Origin of the sequence: Synechococcus sp. RSCCF101, from assembly GCF_008807075.1 — a bacterium.
In the GTDB taxonomy this organism is placed as follows: Bacteria; Cyanobacteriota; Cyanobacteriia; order PCC-6307; family Cyanobiaceae; genus RSCCF101.
The window spans coordinates 1284973-1301319 of record NZ_CP035632.1 but is presented as its reverse complement, the minus strand read 5'-3'; the positions used below and the strand labels follow the sequence as shown (position 1 = coordinate 1301319).

Sequence of the window (16347 nt, the reverse complement as noted above, 5' to 3'; positions counted from 1 at the left end):
GCCGGAGCCCATGGCTCCGGCCATCTCACAACCACTCCCGCAGCCTTGCCAGGATCGCGCCGCCAGCTGATGCACTGACGCTCCGATCGCCATGGTTGCCAGTCCGACCCGCGCCGAAGCGCCGACCCGCTGGAGCGTGGGCCCCGTCTGGTGCGATCAGTGGTACCCGGTGGCCTATCTGCGCGACCTCGATCCGGGCCAACCCACCGCCTTCACGCTGCTGGGGCGCGATCTGGTGCTCTGGTGGGATCAGCAGAGCAGCCGCTGGCGTGCCTTCGAGGACCGCTGCCCCCACCGGTTGGTGCCCCTCAGCCAGGGGCGCATCAACGAAGCCGGCCAGCTGGAGTGCCCGTATCACGGCTGGTCGTTCGATGGGGCCGGCACCTGCCAGGCCATTCCCCAGGCCGAGGAGGGGGTGTCTCCGGGCAGTCGCCGTGCCAGCTGCCTGGCGCTTCCCACGGCGGAGGGTCAGGGGCTGCTGTTCGTCTTCGCCGGAGAGGCGGGCCGGGCCGACGCCACACCGCTGCCCCTGATCCCCTCGCTGGAGGAGGAGGGTGACGCCTGGCTCATCCAGGACACCTTCCGGGACCTTCCGATGGATGCGGTGACCCTGCTGGAGAACGTGCTCGATGTGAGCCACGTGAACTTCACGCACCACCGCACCGTCGGCCGGCGCGACAACGCGGCTCCGGTCCGCGCCGAGCTGCTGCGGGAGGGGCCGGACGGCTTCGAGGCCACATGGGCCGAGGGCCCCAGGCGGGGCCGTCTCGGCTCACAGCACACCACGTTCCGGGCGCCCCAGCTGATGTGGCACGAGCTGGAGGCCAAGGGGTTCGCGCGCATTCTCACCGTCGTCTACGCCGTGCCGATCCGCCCCGGTGAGTGCCGGCTGTTCGCGCGTTTCCCCTTCCGCTTCGCCTCCCCCTGGTCGAGGCGGCTGCTCAGCCTGAGGCCCCGCTGGCTGCAGCACGTGGCCAACCACACCGTTCTGGAGGACGATCAGGTGTTTCTGCACTGGCAGGAGCGCAGCCTCGCCGCGGCGGGCGGCAGCGAGCGGTTCGAGCAGGCCTGTTACCTCCCCACCGGCAGCGACCTCTACGTGAAGGCCCTGCACCGCTGGCTCAACGGACCCGGTTCGGCTCCCTTCCCCGGCCAGGCCCCGCCGCCGCGGCTCGAGCTTCCGGACCTGATGGATCGTTACCACAGCCACACGATCCACTGCCGCAGCTGCTCGGGAGCGCTGCGCCGCCTGCGGCAGCTGCAGCCGCTCGTCCTGGTGGCCCTGGCCCTGGCCCTTGTGGCCTCGGCCTGGGCGGGCCCCTCCTGGAGCGGCGGGCTCGATCTGGGCCTGGCCGGGGCCCTGTGGCTCGCCTGGCGCTGGATGCGCGGCAAGGAGCAGGGGCTGCTGCGGGGATCGGGCCTGCCCCCGCGCAACCGCTGATCCCGGGCTGGCCGCCGCTGTGTGACGGAATGTGGTGCTTCCGCACGCACCCGGAGGATCGGACCGGAACACCAGGTCTGCTGTGCCACTCTGTCGGCTGTCCTCTTCCTGGGCCGATGACTGCTTCCGTTGCCGCTCCTCATGACCTGTCCGGTGAGTGGCTGGATCGCCTGAGCCGGCTCCGCCAGCGGGTGGATCTGTTGCGCCGGCGCCTGTCGCGCCAGGTGCAGCTGCTCCCCAGCGGCAATGACAGCTGGCTGGAGACCGAGCGGGAGCTCTGCGCTGCCGAATCGGCTCTGAATCAGCTGGCGGACGACGCGATCTGAGGCCCGCCTCTGCGTAGGGTGCGGCCAGCGCTGCCGCCGGCATGTCTGCCCACCAGGCCAAGCTCGATGCGATCGAGCTCATGATCCGCGACCTCCAGACCCGCCACGAGGAGATCCGCCACCGTGCCGCCTTTCGCGGCTGCTCCGCCGAGCTGCGCATCCTCCAGGAAGAGCTGCTCGCCTACCTCCACAGCAAGCGCCAGGGGCTGAGCGAGGCCGGCGCGGCCGCTGCCGAGAACCCGGCGGACTCCTGAGCCGCGCTCCGCGTCGATGCCGCCGTGTGGCGCGCCGCGCGTCTAGAGGTGGGAGAAGGAGGCGGCTTCCGAGGCGGTGAGCGGTGCGCTCACCGGGTGGGCCTGGAAGAAGACCAGGGCCTGGCGGATGTCCTCCAGCAGCAGATCCGCCATCTCGCGCGAGAAGTCCCGCTTCACCAGGATTCGTTGGTACGCCGTCCCGGCCAGCGATCCGGTGAAGGGATAGGCCGGCACCTGCCAGCCGCGCATGCGCAGCCGGTCGGCCAGGTCGTAGAGGCTGAAGCGAGTCTCGGCGCCCTCTGCCAGAGTCCAGACCACGGCGGGGATCCCTGACGCGGCGTCGCCGTCGTGCACCAGCGTGAAGGGACCGAGGGCGGTCAGCCGTTGGGCGAAATGGCGGGCATTGTCCGCACAGGCCTGCTGGATCAGGCGGTAGCCCTGGCGGCCGAGCCGCACGAAGTCGTAGTACTGGGCGATCACCTGCCCGGCGGGCCGGGAGAAATTGATCTGGAAGGTGGGCATGTCGCCACCGAGGTAGCTGACGTGGAACACCAGCTCCTCGGGAAGATCCTGCCGGTCCCGCCACAGCACCCAGCCCACCCCGAGCGGCGCCAGCCCGAACTTGTGCCCCGAGGCGTTGATCGATCGGACCCGCTCCAGGCGGAAGTCCCAGATCAGCTCGGGAGCGGTGAAGGGGGCCAGGAAACCGCCGCTGGCCGCATCCACATGCACCGGCACATCCAGGCCGGTGCGCTCCTGCAGTGCGTCGAGGGCGGCGCAGAGCTCCGCCACCGGTTCGTAGAGGCCGTGATAAGTGACCCCCAGGGTTGGCACCACCATGATCGTGTTCTCATCCACCTGCTCCAGCATCCGCTCGGGATCCAGGCAGAGGCGGCCCGGTTCCATCTCCACCTCGCGCAGCTCGATGTCCCAGTAGCGGGCGAACTTCTTCCAGCAGATCTGGACGCTGCCGCAGACCATGTTCGGCCGGTCCGTGCTCAGTCCCCGGGCGCGGCGACGGGCCCGCCAGCGCCATTTGGCCGCCATTCCGCCCAGCATCGCGGCCTCGCTGCTGCCGATCGTGGAGCAGCCGACGGGGGACCCGGGCGCATTCCAGAGATCGGCGAGGAAGGCCACACAGCGGCGCTCGATCTCGGCGGTCTGGGGATACTCGTCCTTGTCGATGAGGTTCTTGTCGACGGCCAGGGCCATCAGTTCCCTGACCTCGTCGCCTTCGTAGGTCTGGCAGAAGGTGGCGAGGTTCTGCTTGCTGTTGCCGTCCAGCAGCAGTTCGGCCCGCAGGGTCTGCATCGTGACCTTGGCATCGCGCCCCTCGCTCGGAAAGCGGTCGTGGGGGAGCGGAGTGACCAGCAGTTGCAGGTTCAGGTCCTGGTCGGCTGACGTCGCCCCGCTGGCACGGCCGGAGCGGGGTTGATGCAGAGGCATGGAAGCCGTCGGCGGTCTGGCCGGAGCCTATTCCCGCTGCGCTGTGGGGTCAGAGGATGCGGCTGAGGAACAGACGGCTGCGCTCCTCCTGCGGGGTGCTGAAGAACGTGCCCGGCGGGGCGATCTCCACCACCTGACCGGCATCCATGAACACCACCCGGTCGGCCACCTCGCGGGCGAACCCCACCTCATGGGTCACCACCACCATGGTCATACCGTCGGCGGCGAGGGCACGGATGGTCTCCAGCACCTCCTTGACCCGCTCGGGGTCCAGGGCGCTGGTGGGTTCATCGAAGAGCATCAGCTCCGGCCGCAGGGCGAGGGCCCGGGCGATGGCCACCCGCTGCTGCTGGCCGCCGCTCAGCTGGGAGGGGTACTTGTGGGCCTGCTCGGCGATTCCCACCTGCTCCAGCAGCGCCATGGCCCGCTGCTCCGCCTCGGCGCGGCTGCAGCGCTGCACCTGCATCGGGGCGAGGGTGATGTTGCGCAGGATGGTCAGGTGGGGAAAGAGATTGAACTGCTGGAACACCATCCCCACCCGCCGGCGGATGCGACGGATCGCGCGGATGTCCCGGTCGGCGTCCAGGGCGATGCCGAGCACCTCCAGCCGACCCTCGTCGACCGACTCCAGCCCGTTGAAGGTGCGGATCAGGGTGCTCTTGCCCGAGCCGGAGGGACCCATCACCACCACCACCTCGCCCGGGTCCACCTCCAGATCCACCCGCGTCAGGGCGCGGTGGCCATTGGGATAGGTCTTGCTCAGGGCTTCGGCCCGCACGACCGGTGAGCTCTCGCTCAAGGGGCTTGCATCCGTTGGCTGGGCATCATCCTCCCTGCCCGTCACTGGCCGCGGTTGAGGCGGTTCTCCAGACGCCGGGCCATCAGGGCCATCACGGTGCACACCGCCCAGTAGAGCAGGGCCAGCCAGCAGTAGACCTCCAGGTGACGGCTGAGGAAGGCGGGGTTGGCCAGCAGGCTGCGGCTGATGCCCAGCAGTTCCACCAGGCCGAGGATGGCCAGCAGGCTGGTGTTCTGGAGCAGGCCGACGGCCTGGTTGGCCAGGGCCGGCAGGGCGATGCGGAGGGCCTGCGGCAGCAGCACGAAGCGGGTGGCCTGCCAGTCGCTCAGTCCGAGGGCATGGGCCGCTTCGGACTGGGTGCGCGGCAGGGCCTGGAGGCCGCTGCGCACGTCCTCGGCCACATAGGCGGCCGCGAAGGCCGCCAGGGTGAGCACGGCCCGCAGCACCCGGTTCACCTCCCAGTCGCCGGGGAGGAAGAGCGGGATCAGCAGCTGCCCGAAGAACAGCACCGAGATCAGCGGCACGGCCCGCATCAGCTCGATGTAGGCGCTCGCCGTCCCATGCACCAGGGGCAGGCTCGAGCGACGGGCCAGGGCCAGAACCGTGCCGAGGGGCAGGGCGATCACGCCGCTCGCCGCCGTGAGCATCAGGGTCAGGGCGAGGCCGCCCCACTGGCGCGTGCTCACCCCCTCCAGCCCCAGCCCACCGGCCAGCATCACCAGCCCCACCGGCAGCAGGGCGATCCAGGCCGCCGGCAGCCAGCGCGCCACCGCGGCCGATCCCGGCCGCAGGGTGAGGCCGCTCAGCAGCAGCAGCGCCGCCATCCAGCTCAACGGCCGCCAGAGCTGATCCGGCGGGTAGCTGCCGGCCAGGTACAGCGGCAGGTTGCCGCTCACCACCTGCCAGTCGGCGGCGGTGAAGGCCCACTGCAGCGTGGCGCCCAGCACCCACCCGATTCCGCTCAGCAGCACCAGGGTGATCAGCGCGTCGAGGGGCGTGCGGAAGAGCTCCCGCCGCAGCCGGGTGAGCAGGCTGCCGGCGCGACGGCCGGGCCTGGAGGCGGTGGCAGAGGGGGTTGATGGGGTCATCGTGCGATCAGCGTCGCCGCAGCACCAGACGGTTGAGCAGCCCCATGGCCCCGCTGATCAGCAGATCGAGCAGCAGGAACCCGGCCAGCAGCATCAGGAAGCCCTCGATCGCCCGGCCGGTCTGGGTGATGGTGGTGTCGCTGACGGCATAGAGGTCGGCGAAGCCCACTGCGATCGCCAGCGTGCTGTTCTTGGCCAGGTTGATGTACTGGCTGGTCAGGGCGGGCAGGATCGCCGGCAGGGCCTGGGGCAGCACCACCCGCGTCAGGCCGGTCGGGTCGCTGAGGCCGAGGGAGCGGTAGGCCTCCCACTGGCCGCGGGGCACGGAGCTGATGCCGCCGCGCACCACCTCGGCGATGGTGGAGCCGGTGAACACCGTCAGCCCCACCAGCAGGGCCGAGAACTCCACCGACAGGGGAAGGCCCAGCAGTCGGATGCCCTGGTTGGAGAGGGTGAGCAGCTCTCCCAGCGGAGCCAGCGGCGTGCGCGGCAGGCCGAGGAAGGCCACGAAGTACCAGAACAGGAGCTGCAGCAGCAGCGGCACATTGCGGGCGAGCGCCACGTAGCCGAAGGCCAGGCGCCTCAGCAGCAGGTTGGTGGAATAGGTGGCGCTTCCGGCCAGGGCCCCCAGCAGGGTGGCGAGCACCAGGGCGATCGCGATCACCAGCAGGCTGTTGGTGAAGCCCACCAGCAGGGCCCAGGCGTAGCTGTCGGACGGGCTGTAGGGCAACCAGTGCTGCCCCAGCGCGAAGCCGGCCGGCTGGCTCAGCCAGCCGAAGCTCAGGCCCAGGCCGGTGCGGGTGAGATTGACCTGCAGGTTGTGGGCCAGAAGGGCGAACAGCCCGGCCAGTGCCCCGGCAAGGATCAGTTGGGGGCCCCAGCGCCTCCAGCCCATCTGCCGCCTCAGTTGAAGGGCGGGGCGGACTGGAGACCCCCCTGGCTGGCGAGAGCGTTCTGGCCCCGCGGGATCGGCACCGGGCTTTCGGGACCGAGGTGGCGGTCGTAGATCTCGCCGTAGTTCCCCACCGCCTTCACGGTCTCAACAACGAAATCGTCGGAAAGGCCCAGCTTGCTCCCGAGTCCGCCATCCACCCCGAGGAAGCGTCGTAGCGCCGCCTGATCCGGGTCGGCGGCGGCGGCATCGCGGCGTGCCTCCACGTTGGCCTGGGTGATGCCCAGTTCCTCGGCCGTGATCAGGGCGTAGACGGTCCAGCGCAGGGCGTCGGTCAGAGAGGGCTCGCCGCCCGCGGTGGCCGGTGCCAGGGGCTCCTTGCTCATCACCACATCGAGAATCCTGTGCTCACCGGGATCGGCGTAGCCGGAGCGCAGGGCGGCCAGCTGCGACCGATCGGAGGTCATGGCGTCGCAGCGGCCCTGCAGGTAGCCGGCGGACACCTGGCTCACCTCCTGGAACTTGAGCGGTGTGTAGCTGAGCCCGCGGCTCTGGAAGCTGTCATTGAGGTTCTGCTCGGTGGTGGTGCCCGAGCCGACGCAGATGGTGGCGCCGTCGAGATCCTCGATCGTCTCGATGCCTGAGCCGGCCTGAACCATCAGCCCCTGGCCGTCGTGGAACACCACCGGCCCGAAGCTGACACCGTTGCCGCCACTGGCATCACGGCTCAGGTTCATGGTGGTGTTGCGGGAGAGGAGATCGATCTCACCGCTGCGCAGCGCCGTGAATCGCTCCGGTGCCGTGAGGGTGCGGAAGGCCACGCGGTCGCCATCGCCCAGCGTGGCCGCGGCCACGGCGCGGCAGATGTCCACATCGATGCCGGCGTAGCTGCCGTCGCTCTCGAGAAAGCTGAAGCCGGGAATCCGGCCGCTCACACCGCAGTTCAGCTCCCCGCGCTGCTGCACCAGCGCCAGCCGGCCGGCGCCGCCATCGCTGCTGGCGCAGGCGCCGAGAACGAGGCTCATCAGCAGCGGCGCCATGACACGGCGGAGCCGGGGCCGCTGACCGATCAGCCTCGACAGACGTGCCCGCACCGTTGATCACCGCAGTGCGGGCAGCTTGACAGGCCGCCACCCATCCCCGGCGGCGGCATCATCATGAGCGTTGTAGCTCCGGTCACCCCCGCACCGATGCGACCCCATCCGGCTGCCCTGGTCGCGCTGATCGTCGCTCTGGCGCTGGGGGTTCCGGCTGGCGCCAGCGCCCAGACCGCTGAGGCCGGCCGCTGGCGAGACGGTGACCGCCAGCTCTACGACAACAAGATGGCCCTGCTGGTGGTGCTGCTGGAGGCCGCCCTGCAGCGCGCCCAGGAGAGCGGAGACGAGGAGACGGCCTGCCTGATCATGAGCATCGGCAACGACGTGACGGCTCAGTACCTGATCAGTGCACCGGGCGATCAGGCCATCCGCGATCGTCTCAGCGGCCTGAAGCGCGATCTGGCCTCCTGCCTGGAGCGGATGCCTCCCCGCCTGGGCCCAGGGTTCTGAGGGCTCCGCTCAGCCGCGCTCGGGCCGGCTCTGCACCGGAATGCGAAAGAGACCGTCGAGGTAGTGGCGTGCCACGGCCCGGTCGCCGCAGCCCTGCTGGAACAGGAATCCGGCCAGGGCGGCCTGCATCAACCGGTACTGATCCCACTCCGGATGGTTCTGGATGAAGATCCGCATGGCCTGAAACAGGTCTTCCGGGAACTGATTTTCCACACTGACGCTGACGGGGGCGTGATCAGGGATCAAGGTCATCTCGGCGACGTGGCTCTGCGGTCCTGAGCACCATCACGCCACGGCGGGGCGGGGTCCGTCAAAGGGCGGCAGCCCGGCACCTCTGCAGCCATCTCCCTTCGAGAATGCCTGCGCGGCAATCGATCTCAAGGACAGGACCGAACCCTGCGCTCTGCCCTGAGTGTGGATCGCGCCAGCGTCAAGGGGAAAGCGCTGATTCCCCAGCAACCCGGTGAATGCCCGTTCTGGCGCGCTGTTCTCGGTCACGCTGCTGTGAGGAAATCAGCAGGAATTGTGGAAAACCCCTGTTCCGTGTGGAAAAAGGTGGGGTGGTAGCGGGGCTTAAGCGCTGCTGATCAGTCGCAGGTCGCTCGCCGACGCCACACACCTCTTCATCCCCGTTCGGCGGCCCTCAGACCAGCGGCGGCAGGACGCCGTGGGGATCCCAGGAGGTCTTCATCCGGTGCAGCTCCGGCAGGCAGGGGCCGAAGGCCCGTTCCAGCTCCTCCCCGTGCCGGGGCGAGTCCGGTCTGTGCTGGGCGAGATGAACACCGCCGAAGTGCGGCGCCAGAGCGTCCCAGCAGCCATCCAGCCAGTAGTGGGCCCTTGCCTCTCCCTCGGCGTCGCCGCGTTCCCAGACGGCCGTGATCCAGGGCTTCCAGCCACTGCGGTGGTGGGGGAAGGCCCGGCTGTCCGCTGCGGGCTCCGCCATGGCTCCGCCCATCTGCTGACTGGCGATCTGGCAGGCGGGGTGCGGACGCTGTGCGATCAGGGATCGCAGCAGCTCGGCGCAGCGTTCCTCCGAACCGCTCAGGCTCTGGTCCGCCCGCTCGAGCAGCCCGATCACCGCCTGCTGCGGGCGGGACCGGCGCGGCGCCGGCCCATGGCCGGACTCCCCCCGGTCCTGCCTTGGCCAGCGGAAGGGGGGCAGCTGCTCCTGGCCAGCCACGGTCACCGTCTCCTCCCAGAGCAGCCGGCCCCGGGGACCCGCCAGCAGCGCGGCCCGGAAGCGATCCAGATCGCTTCCGCTGTCGCCGGCCAGCACATGCAGATAGATCCGCCCAGGCTCCAGCTGCCAGTTCACGCACAGATCCCGCGGCAGCCCGGCGGCCAGGCGATGCAGCGGGCCCAGCAGAGCGTCCGGCACCAGGGCCCGCCAGCAGCGCAGGGGCTGGCGGGGAACCGTCTCCAGGGTCAGGGCCGTGACCACGGCCAGGAAGGGAGCGGCCCCAGTCAGGGCCCAGGCCTCCGCATCGCCTGCCGCGAGGGTCTGCGCCTGACCATCCCCGCGCACCAGCTCGATCTGCCGCACCGCTGCGATGGCCAGCCCATGCCGCCGTCCCAGGGGGCCGATGCCGCCGCTCAGCACGTATCCCATGCCCGGTGCCCCTGAGAGCCCCTGGGGCACGGTGCGCCCGTGGATGGCCAGGGCACGCACCAGCTCTCCCATGCTCACGCCCGCTTCCACGCGCACCTGCTGGGGCCGGCCCTCCCGCCCCTCGAGCATCCGCAGGCCCCGGAACCCCGGCCGCAGATCGAGCATCCAGCCCCCGCTGCCGCTGCAGAGGGCCGAGCAGCCACCGCTGCAGACGTGAACGGCCCGCCCCTCGCCGGCGGCCTGCCGCAGCAGCGGGCCGAGCTCTGCGGCGCCGGCCGGCTGCAGGATCCGCTCCGGCGCCGAGGCGGCCGCCACCGGGTGAAACAGAGAGGCCAGGCAGCGCTCGTAGGCGTCCTCACCCGGCAGGAGCACGGTGGTCATGGGCAAGGGCAGGGAGTGCCCCTAGGGTCGCTGAAGCCGTTTCAGCGCCTGCCGATGCCCACCTCGCTGGAGGATGCCTCCCTTCCTTCGGACGGTTCGGTGGGGGTCATGGTCTGCGGCCATGGCAGTCGCAACCGCCTGGCCGTGGACGAGTTCGCCGCTCTGGCCGACCGCCTGCGGCAGACGTTCCCGGGCGTGCCGGTGGAGCACGGCTACCTGGAATTCGCCCGCCCGATCCTGCGCGATGGCCTCGAGGCGCTGAAGGCCAGGGGCGTGCGGCGGATCCTGGCGGTGCCGGCCATGCTTTTCGCCGCCGGGCACGCCAAGAACGACATCCCCTCGGTGCTGAACCAGTGGGCGTTCGAGTCGGGTGTGCCGGTGGACTACGGCCGCGAGCTCGGGGTGGATCGCCTGATGCTGCAGGCGGCCGGGGCCAGGCTGCAGGAGGCGCTGAACCGGTCCGACCGGGAGGACCGGGCGGCGGGACGCGAGCCCACGGCTGCGGCGGAGACCCTGCTGGCGGTGGTGGGCCGCGGCTCCTCCGACCCGGATGCCAACTCGAATGTGGCCAAGATCACGCGCCTGCTGGTGGAGGGCTTCGGTTTCGGCTGGGGCGAGACCCTCTACTCCGGTGTCACCTTCCCTTTGGTGGAACCGGGTCTCAGACAGGTGGCCCGGCTCGGCTACAGCCGCATCCTGGTGTTTCCTTACTTCCTCTTCTCAGGCGTGCTGGTCAGCCGCATCCGCCAGCACACCGGGCGTGTGGCCGCCGACCATCCCGCCGTCCACTTCTGCCATGCCGACTACCTCGGCGACCACGACGGAGTGATCGCCACCCTGCGTGAGCGGGTGCTGGAGGTGGTGACCGGCCAGACGGCCATGAACTGCGCCCTGTGCAAGTACCGCGATCAGGTGCTGGGATTCGAGTCCGAGGTGGGTTCCCCCCAGCACAGCCACCACCATCACGTGGAGGGTCTGGCCGAGAGCTGCAACCTCTGCGAAGCCGAGTGCACGGGGGCCTGTCAGCCGGATGGCGTGCCCGCCGTCGCGCCGCACAGCCATCACGCCCCCTACCCCCATGCCGACCATCCGCTGGGACCGCGAACGCTTCGGCGCATCGATCAGGGACGCTGATCCAGCTGCGTTTTCCCCGGCGGCACCACGTTTTCCCCAGGTTTCCGGCCTGTTTTCCCCAGCCCGCGGTCAAAGGACCTTCTTGGTTTGCTGAATCTGTGGAAATTCTTCAGGTGTTCACAATTGGCTTGACAGAATCCCGGGCACTGCATCTCTGACCTGCTTCATGCCTTCCCATTCCTCCATCGTGCAGTCGAGGACAGGGATCCTGCTGCGGTCTCAGGCTGGGATCGCTTCCGGCCCCGGGTCTTGCCTGCTGTGGGGTGCTGTGGCTTGATCGGAGGCTGACGGGGCGGACCGCTCATGCCGGTGTCCGCTCCCCGCGCCTCCGCAGCGCCTGTTCGCAGGCCCGCCAGCTGAGGGCCATCGAGGTGAGGGTCGGGCTCTGCCAGCCGGAGGAGGGCCAGCAGGAGCCGTCGGTGACCAGGCAGTTCGGGCAGCGCCAGAGCCGGTTCCACGGGTCCAGCACACCCTCCTCTTCGCTGGCGGCCATGCGCGCTCCGCCCAGTTCGTGGATGTAGAAGCCGGGCGGCGCGGCCTCGCCGTCCCGGCCCCCCTGGGCGCGACGCAGCACCGGTTCCACCAGGGGCAGGCGGAAGAGATCTTCGAACCGTTCGGGGGTCCCTCCCGCCGCCTCGATCACCTGGCCCATGCGCAGCGCCATGTGCCTCACCATCCGCGTTTCATTGGGGCCCCAGCGCATGGTGATCCGGGGCACCTGCAGCCCCCAGGCGTCGCGCCGCTCGCTCAGCTCCACCCGATTGGCGGGGTCGGGCAGAACTTCGCCGTGGCCGATCAAAAAGCCACTGGCACAGGCGGGGTGGCGCCGCAGTGCCGCCGGCGGGTCGAACCGCTGCACCGCTCCCCAGAGGCCGTAGTGGCGCAGGAAGGGAGGCGCTCCGATCTCGCCGGGCAGGAGCGGATCCGGCAGAAAGATGCTGCCAGCGCCCGAGAGCTCCGCCGCCGCATCGGGAACCGCCCCCACGGGCAGACGGAAGAAGCAGCTGGTGGACACGTGGTCCATCAGATGTCGCCCCAGGCCGCCGGAGGGGTCCACCAGAACCCCGCCGGAATCCTCCGCCTCACGGGAGGCCAGCAGCAGCCGCACGCTCTCGATGGTGGAGGCGCACAGCACCACCAGATCGGCCCGGAGCCGGTGCCGCCGGCCGCTGCTCCGCTCCAGCGCCAGCACCCCCTCCGCCCGCTCACCGGACCGGTTCAGCAGCAGCCGGGCCACGATGGCGCCGGAGGCCAGCTGGGCGCGCCCAGTGGCCAGGGCATGGCCCAGCGCGCCGCCCTGGGCACTGGAGCCCGGCCAGCCGGCCAGGCCGGGATGGGCCAGGCGGAACCCGCGCGAGTGGATCAGCGCCAGACCCAGCGCGTCGCGGCAGTGGCGCTGCAGCCAGAGCTCGCCGGGGGTGAAGGGCAGCGGCGGCTGCAGATCGCCGTCCGGCAGATCCGGCAGGCCATCCCGGCCGCCATGCACCCCCAGCAGTCGCTCCAGTCGGCGGTAGTGGGGCTCCAGGTCCCGGTGGCGGATCGGCCAGTCGATGCCGATGCCGTCGCGGCCGGCGGCGGAGAACTCCCGGTCCGAAAGGCGCAGGGTGATGCCGCCCCAGGTGAGGCTGCGCCCGCCCACCTGGCGGCCCCGTGTCCAGAGGAAGGGGGCGTCGGCCGGTGTCTCGTAGGGATGGCGGTGCTCGTCGACGTACAGGCGCGGATTGGCCTTCCAGTAGCCGGGATGGCGGGCCTGCAGGCGGTGGCGACCACTGGCCACACCCACCGCCCGGCGCAGACCGTTCAGCGGTTCGCCGGAGAAGGCCTCCGCCGCCGCGAGGGCCGGACCGGCCTCCAGCACCAGCACCCGGCAGCCGCCGCGGGTCAGCACCATCGCGGCCACACCGCCTGTGGCCCCGGACCCCACCACGATGGCGTCGAAGGTCTCGCCGGCCAGTTCGGCGAGGCTCAGGCGGCGCTTCCCCCCGGCCGGTCCCATACGCTGCCATCTCTTCGCCCAGTCTGAGCGACCCGATGCCGGTGCCCGATTTCCTGGTCGACAGCAGCGCCAGGCTGGTGCTGGGATGCCTGATCGTCTGGCTCGTGACGCGGCTGCTGCGCCGCGTCCTGATGGGCCTGGCCCAACGCACGGTCAGCAGGGCGGATGACTTCGTGGTCAAGGCTGTTCTGGCCACCGCCGAACCCCTGGGCTACCTCGGCGTGGCCTACTGGGCCTGGCAGAGCCTGCCGATCGAGGGCCGCGGCGACTGGATCGTGTCCTTCATCACCCGTCTGCTGGCGGTGGTGCTGGTGGTGCGTCTGGTCAACAGCGTGCTGCTGCGTCTCCTCCGGGGAGTGCTGGCCCGCGTTCCCAGCTCGGTCACCACCGAGACGCTGGTGGCGCTCTCGCCCCTGATCCGCACCAGCGTCTGGATTTTGGGGGCCCTGATCTTCCTGCAGAACCAGGGGGTGCAGCTGGGGGCGATCTTCGCCACCCTGGCCGGGGCCGGCATCGGCCTCGGCCTGGCCTTGCAGGGGCCGGTGAAGGATTTCATCGTGTACGTGACGATCCTGCTGGACAAGCCCTTCGTGGTGGGGGGCGTGATCCGCTACAAGGACCTGATCGGTGTGGTGGAGCGGGTCGGGGTGCGCTTCACCCAGATCCGCAGCCTCGACGGCCAGCGGGTGGTGGTGGACAACACCGCCCTGCTCTCCGATGAACTGCAGAATCTCGACGATCTGCCGCGTCGGCGCATCGTGCATCGCATCGGCGTCACCTACGACACGCCGGCGGAAACCGTGGCGGCGATTCCCGGGATGATGGAGGAGATCGCCACTTCAGTGGAGGGCGTGGAGTTCGATCGGGCCCACTTCATCAGCTTCGCCGATTCCGCCCTGCTGTTTGAGTTCGTCTACGCCGTGCCCAGCAGCGATTTCGTGCACGCCCTCGACCTGCAGCAGGTGGTGAACCTGGCCCTTCTGCGCCGCTTCGCCGCGGAGGGCATCCAGTTTGCCTTCCCCAGCCAGACCCTCTACCTGCAGCAGCAGAAGACCGACCCGGCCTGAGGCCCGCTGCCGCCGCGGGCCACCACCGGATCAGGCCAGCTTCTGATCCAGTGCGATCAGGCTGCGCAGCAGCACCTCGGTGCCCTGGGCGCACTGCTCATCGGAGGTGTATTCCTCGCCGGAGTGGCTGACGCCGTCGCGGCTGGGCACGAAGATCATGCCCATCGCCGTGAGCCGGCCGATCTCCTGGGCGTCGTGGCTGGCCCGGCTGGGCAGGTGGGTGTGGGAGAGCCCGAGCCCATCGCAGCAGTCCACGATCACGTCCTGGATCGTGCCGTCGGCCGGGGTGGGATCCACCACGAACTGGGGCTCCATCTCGATCCTGTTGCGGCTGGTGACGGCGATGTTCTCGATCTTGCGCTCCAGGTGGGCGCGCATGTGATCGATCACGGCATGGGACAGATCACGCATGTCCAGGCTCATGTCCACCCGTCCCGGCACGATGTTCGCGGCATTCGGCCAGACCGAGAGCTTGCCGATGGTGGCCACGGGATCGCCGGGGAAATGGCGGGCCATGTCCTCCACCGCCAGGATCAGCTGGGCCGCCGTGGTGAGGGCGTCGTGCCGCATCCCCATGGGAGTGGTGCCGGCATGGTTCGCCTGGCCGTGCACCGTGAGGGTGTAGCGCTGCTGCCCCACGACGCCCTCCACAACTCCGATCTGGCGGTTCACCGCCTCCAGCACGCCGCCCTGTTCCACATGCAGTTCCAGGTAGCAGGCCAGATCGGCCGGGCCCCGGCGGGCGCTGGGCAGGCGGTCCCAGTCACCGCCGATCCGCTCCAGGCAGGTGCGGATCGGCAGATTCACATTCGTGCGGAACCGTTCGGGATCCGATGCCGCGGTGCCCACGATCGACTTGCAGCCGATCATCGTGTTCTCCTCATCGGCGAAGGCGATCACCTCGAGCGGGTGATCGAGCTGCAGGTCGGCCTCCTGCAGGCACTGGGCCACCTCAATGCCGGCGATCACACCCAGCGCCCCGTCGAAGCGGCCACCGGTGGGGACGGTGTCGATGTGGGAGCCGGTCACCAGAGCCCCCGCAGCGGCCCGGTTGCCCTCGCGCCGCCCGATCAGGTTGCCGGCGGCGTCGATGCGCACCGTCAGCCCCGCCTGCTCCATCCAGTCGCGCACCACGGCCCGGGCGGCCACGTCCTCATCGCTGAACGCCAGTCGCTTGACCGCGCCCGAGGGCAGGCCGCCGATCCGCGCGAGCTCGCTGATGCGGCCCATCAGACGGCCGGGATCGATGCGCAGCTGGGGAGGGGAGAGGGTGGTCATGGATGTGACGGCGACGGTGCGGACGGAAGCGGACGGATGACCAGGGGGTGATTCGGTGGCGGATGACACAGAGGGTCACAGCACTCCAGTTTTAAGACCCATGCACCACCCTGGGATGATCATGGCCCCCGCCGTGACCCGGCCACGGCCTGCCCGGCCAGCTCTGCCCCGTCCATGACGTATTCCATCGTCGCCTGGGATGCCCGCACGGGGATGACCGGCGTTGCGGTGGCCACCAAGCATCTGGCGGTGGGTTCGCTGGTCCCCCATGCCCGCGCCGGCGTGGGGGCAGTGGCCACCCAGGCCAGCACGAATCCCTACCTGGGTCCCTGGGCCCTGGATCGTCTGGAGCAGGTGCACGGCCATCTGCGCGATGCCCTGCCCGCGGCGCGGCGACCGTGGATGAGCGCCGTGCAGGAGAGCGACAGCATGCGGGCGAGTGAGAGCGGCTCCGAAGCCCAGGCGGTGCTGGATTCGCTCCTGCAGGACGACCCCGGCCGCGACAGCCGGCAGGTGCATCTGGTCGATGCCAGCGGTCGCTGTGCGGCCTGGACCGGATCCCTCTGCGGCGCCTGGGCCGGCCATCTCTGCGGCGACGGCTTCTCGACCGCGGGCAACTTCCTCACCGGTCCGGAGCCGCTCGAGGCCATGGCCCGCGTCTACAGCGATGGCGGCGACACGCCGTTCCTCGAGCGCCTGCTGCTGGCGCTCGAGGCCGGTGAGGCGGCGGGGGGCGACCGCCGCGGCAGGCAGTCGGCCGCCGTGCTGGTGATGCAGCACGAGAGCTACCCGCTGCACGACTACCGGGTGGATCACCACGACGACCCGCTTAGCACGCTGCGGCTGATCATCCGTGAGGCCAGCCAGCCCTACTACACGGAATTCCGCGAGCAGCTGCCGAGCACCCGCCTGCTCACGGGCGCCTCGGCTCTGGAACTGGAGACCGCGGCCGCTGGCGAGGACCCCCAGCCCTCGGACTCGTCGGCCGGCAGCGCGAAGCCGCGCTCCTCCCCCTGGACCGCCTGGCTCCGGCCCCGCTGGCTGGGGCTGCCCGACCGCTCCTCCCCCGGCCGCGTGGCCTGATCGCGT

At 70.3% G+C, this 16347-nt stretch carries 16 protein-coding genes; 7 read left to right on the top strand and 9 right to left on the bottom strand.

The features are described 5' to 3' along the window. The first annotated feature begins 91 nt into the window (after positions 1 to 91). The 3 genes from EVJ50_RS06280 to EVJ50_RS06270 all read left to right on the top strand — a co-directional run bounded on the left by EVJ50_RS06280 (position 92) and on the right by EVJ50_RS06270 (position 2021). On the top strand, positions 92 to 1441 hold the full coding sequence (locus tag EVJ50_RS06280) for a Rieske 2Fe-2S domain-containing protein (protein ID WP_225323119.1): 1350 nt from the start codon (positions 92 to 94) through the stop codon (positions 1439 to 1441). Positions 1442 to 1557: 116 nt separating this feature from the next. Then, positions 1558 to 1767, top strand: a complete 210-nt coding sequence (locus tag EVJ50_RS06275; protein WP_225323118.1) for a hypothetical protein — start codon at positions 1558 to 1560, stop codon at positions 1765 to 1767. A 41-nt stretch (positions 1768 to 1808) separates the two neighbouring features. After that, positions 1809 to 2021: a hypothetical protein gene (locus EVJ50_RS06270; protein WP_150883008.1), complete on the top strand. Its 213-nt coding sequence runs from the start codon at positions 1809 to 1811 to the stop codon at positions 2019 to 2021. A gap of 42 nt (positions 2022 to 2063) precedes the next feature. Here EVJ50_RS06270 and EVJ50_RS06265 read toward each other — a convergent pair whose 3' ends face one another. From EVJ50_RS06265 to EVJ50_RS06245, 5 genes are read right to left on the bottom strand one after another with little or no spacing between them, the layout of a single operon-like run. Then, positions 2064 to 3467 carry a glutamate decarboxylase gene (locus EVJ50_RS06265; RefSeq protein ID WP_150883007.1) on the bottom strand — a complete coding sequence of 468 codons (1404 nt, stop codon included), beginning with the start codon at positions 3465 to 3467 and terminating at the stop codon, positions 2064 to 2066. A gap of 49 nt (positions 3468 to 3516) precedes the next feature. Continuing rightward, a complete protein-coding gene (locus tag EVJ50_RS06260; RefSeq protein ID WP_150883006.1) occupies positions 3517 to 4266 on the bottom strand; it encodes an amino acid ABC transporter ATP-binding protein in 750 nt (249 codons plus the stop codon). Positions 4267 to 4307: 41 nt separating this feature from the next. Next, the gene (locus tag EVJ50_RS06255; RefSeq protein ID WP_150883005.1) at positions 4308 to 5354 is read right to left on the bottom strand and encodes an amino acid ABC transporter permease; all 1047 of its coding nucleotides are present in this window, start codon (positions 5352 to 5354) and stop codon (positions 4308 to 4310) included. 7 nt (positions 5355 to 5361) lie between these two features. Continuing rightward, positions 5362 to 6249: an ABC transporter permease subunit gene (locus EVJ50_RS06250; protein WP_150883004.1), complete on the bottom strand. Its 888-nt coding sequence runs from the start codon at positions 6247 to 6249 to the stop codon at positions 5362 to 5364. Between the two features lie 8 nt (positions 6250 to 6257). Beyond that, on the bottom strand, positions 6258 to 7286 hold the full coding sequence (locus EVJ50_RS06245; protein ID WP_225323117.1) for an amino acid ABC transporter substrate-binding protein: 1029 nt from the start codon (positions 7284 to 7286) through the stop codon (positions 6258 to 6260). Positions 7287 to 7403: 117 nt separating this feature from the next. On the opposite strand from EVJ50_RS06245, the gene EVJ50_RS06240 reads away from it, so the two are divergent. Continuing rightward, positions 7404 to 7793 carry a hypothetical protein gene (locus EVJ50_RS06240; protein ID WP_225323116.1) on the top strand — a complete coding sequence of 130 codons (390 nt, stop codon included), beginning with the start codon at positions 7404 to 7406 and terminating at the stop codon, positions 7791 to 7793. Positions 7794 to 7802: 9 nt separating this feature from the next. Here the strand turns inward: EVJ50_RS06240 and EVJ50_RS06235 are convergent, their stop codons facing one another. Both EVJ50_RS06235 and EVJ50_RS06230 read right to left on the bottom strand, forming a co-directional pair. Next, positions 7803 to 8045 carry a DUF2811 domain-containing protein gene (locus tag EVJ50_RS06235; protein WP_150883003.1) on the bottom strand — a complete coding sequence of 81 codons (243 nt, stop codon included), beginning with the start codon at positions 8043 to 8045 and terminating at the stop codon, positions 7803 to 7805. Positions 8046 to 8436: 391 nt separating this feature from the next. Beyond that, a complete protein-coding gene (locus EVJ50_RS06230; protein ID WP_150883002.1) occupies positions 8437 to 9783 on the bottom strand; it encodes an FAD-binding oxidoreductase in 1347 nt (448 codons plus the stop codon). Positions 9784 to 9837: 54 nt separating this feature from the next. Between EVJ50_RS06230 and EVJ50_RS06225 the strand changes: the two genes are divergently transcribed. Then, positions 9838 to 10917, top strand: a complete 1080-nt coding sequence (locus EVJ50_RS06225; RefSeq protein ID WP_150883001.1) for a sirohydrochlorin chelatase — start codon at positions 9838 to 9840, stop codon at positions 10915 to 10917. 301 nt (positions 10918 to 11218) lie between these two features. Here EVJ50_RS06225 and EVJ50_RS06220 read toward each other — a convergent pair whose 3' ends face one another. Next, positions 11219 to 12913 carry a GMC oxidoreductase gene (locus EVJ50_RS06220; protein ID WP_150883000.1) on the bottom strand — a complete coding sequence of 565 codons (1695 nt, stop codon included), beginning with the start codon at positions 12911 to 12913 and terminating at the stop codon, positions 11219 to 11221. A gap of 35 nt (positions 12914 to 12948) precedes the next feature. Here EVJ50_RS06220 and EVJ50_RS06215 point away from each other — a divergent pair, with 35 nt between their 5' ends. Then, the gene (locus EVJ50_RS06215) at positions 12949 to 13980 is read left to right on the top strand and encodes a mechanosensitive ion channel family protein (RefSeq protein WP_150882998.1); all 1032 of its coding nucleotides are present in this window, start codon (positions 12949 to 12951) and stop codon (positions 13978 to 13980) included. 30 nt (positions 13981 to 14010) lie between these two features. Here EVJ50_RS06215 and EVJ50_RS06210 read toward each other — a convergent pair whose 3' ends face one another. Continuing rightward, entirely contained in the window at positions 14011 to 15258 is a 1248-nt protein-coding gene (locus EVJ50_RS06210; protein WP_150882996.1) for a Zn-dependent hydrolase, read from the bottom strand. A gap of 174 nt (positions 15259 to 15432) precedes the next feature. Here EVJ50_RS06210 and EVJ50_RS06205 point away from each other — a divergent pair, with 174 nt between their 5' ends. Continuing rightward, positions 15433 to 16341 (top strand): DUF1028 domain-containing protein, encoded by a 909-nt coding sequence (locus EVJ50_RS06205; protein ID WP_150882994.1) that lies wholly within the window; start codon positions 15433 to 15435, stop codon positions 16339 to 16341. Positions 16342 to 16347: the final 6 nt, after the last annotated feature.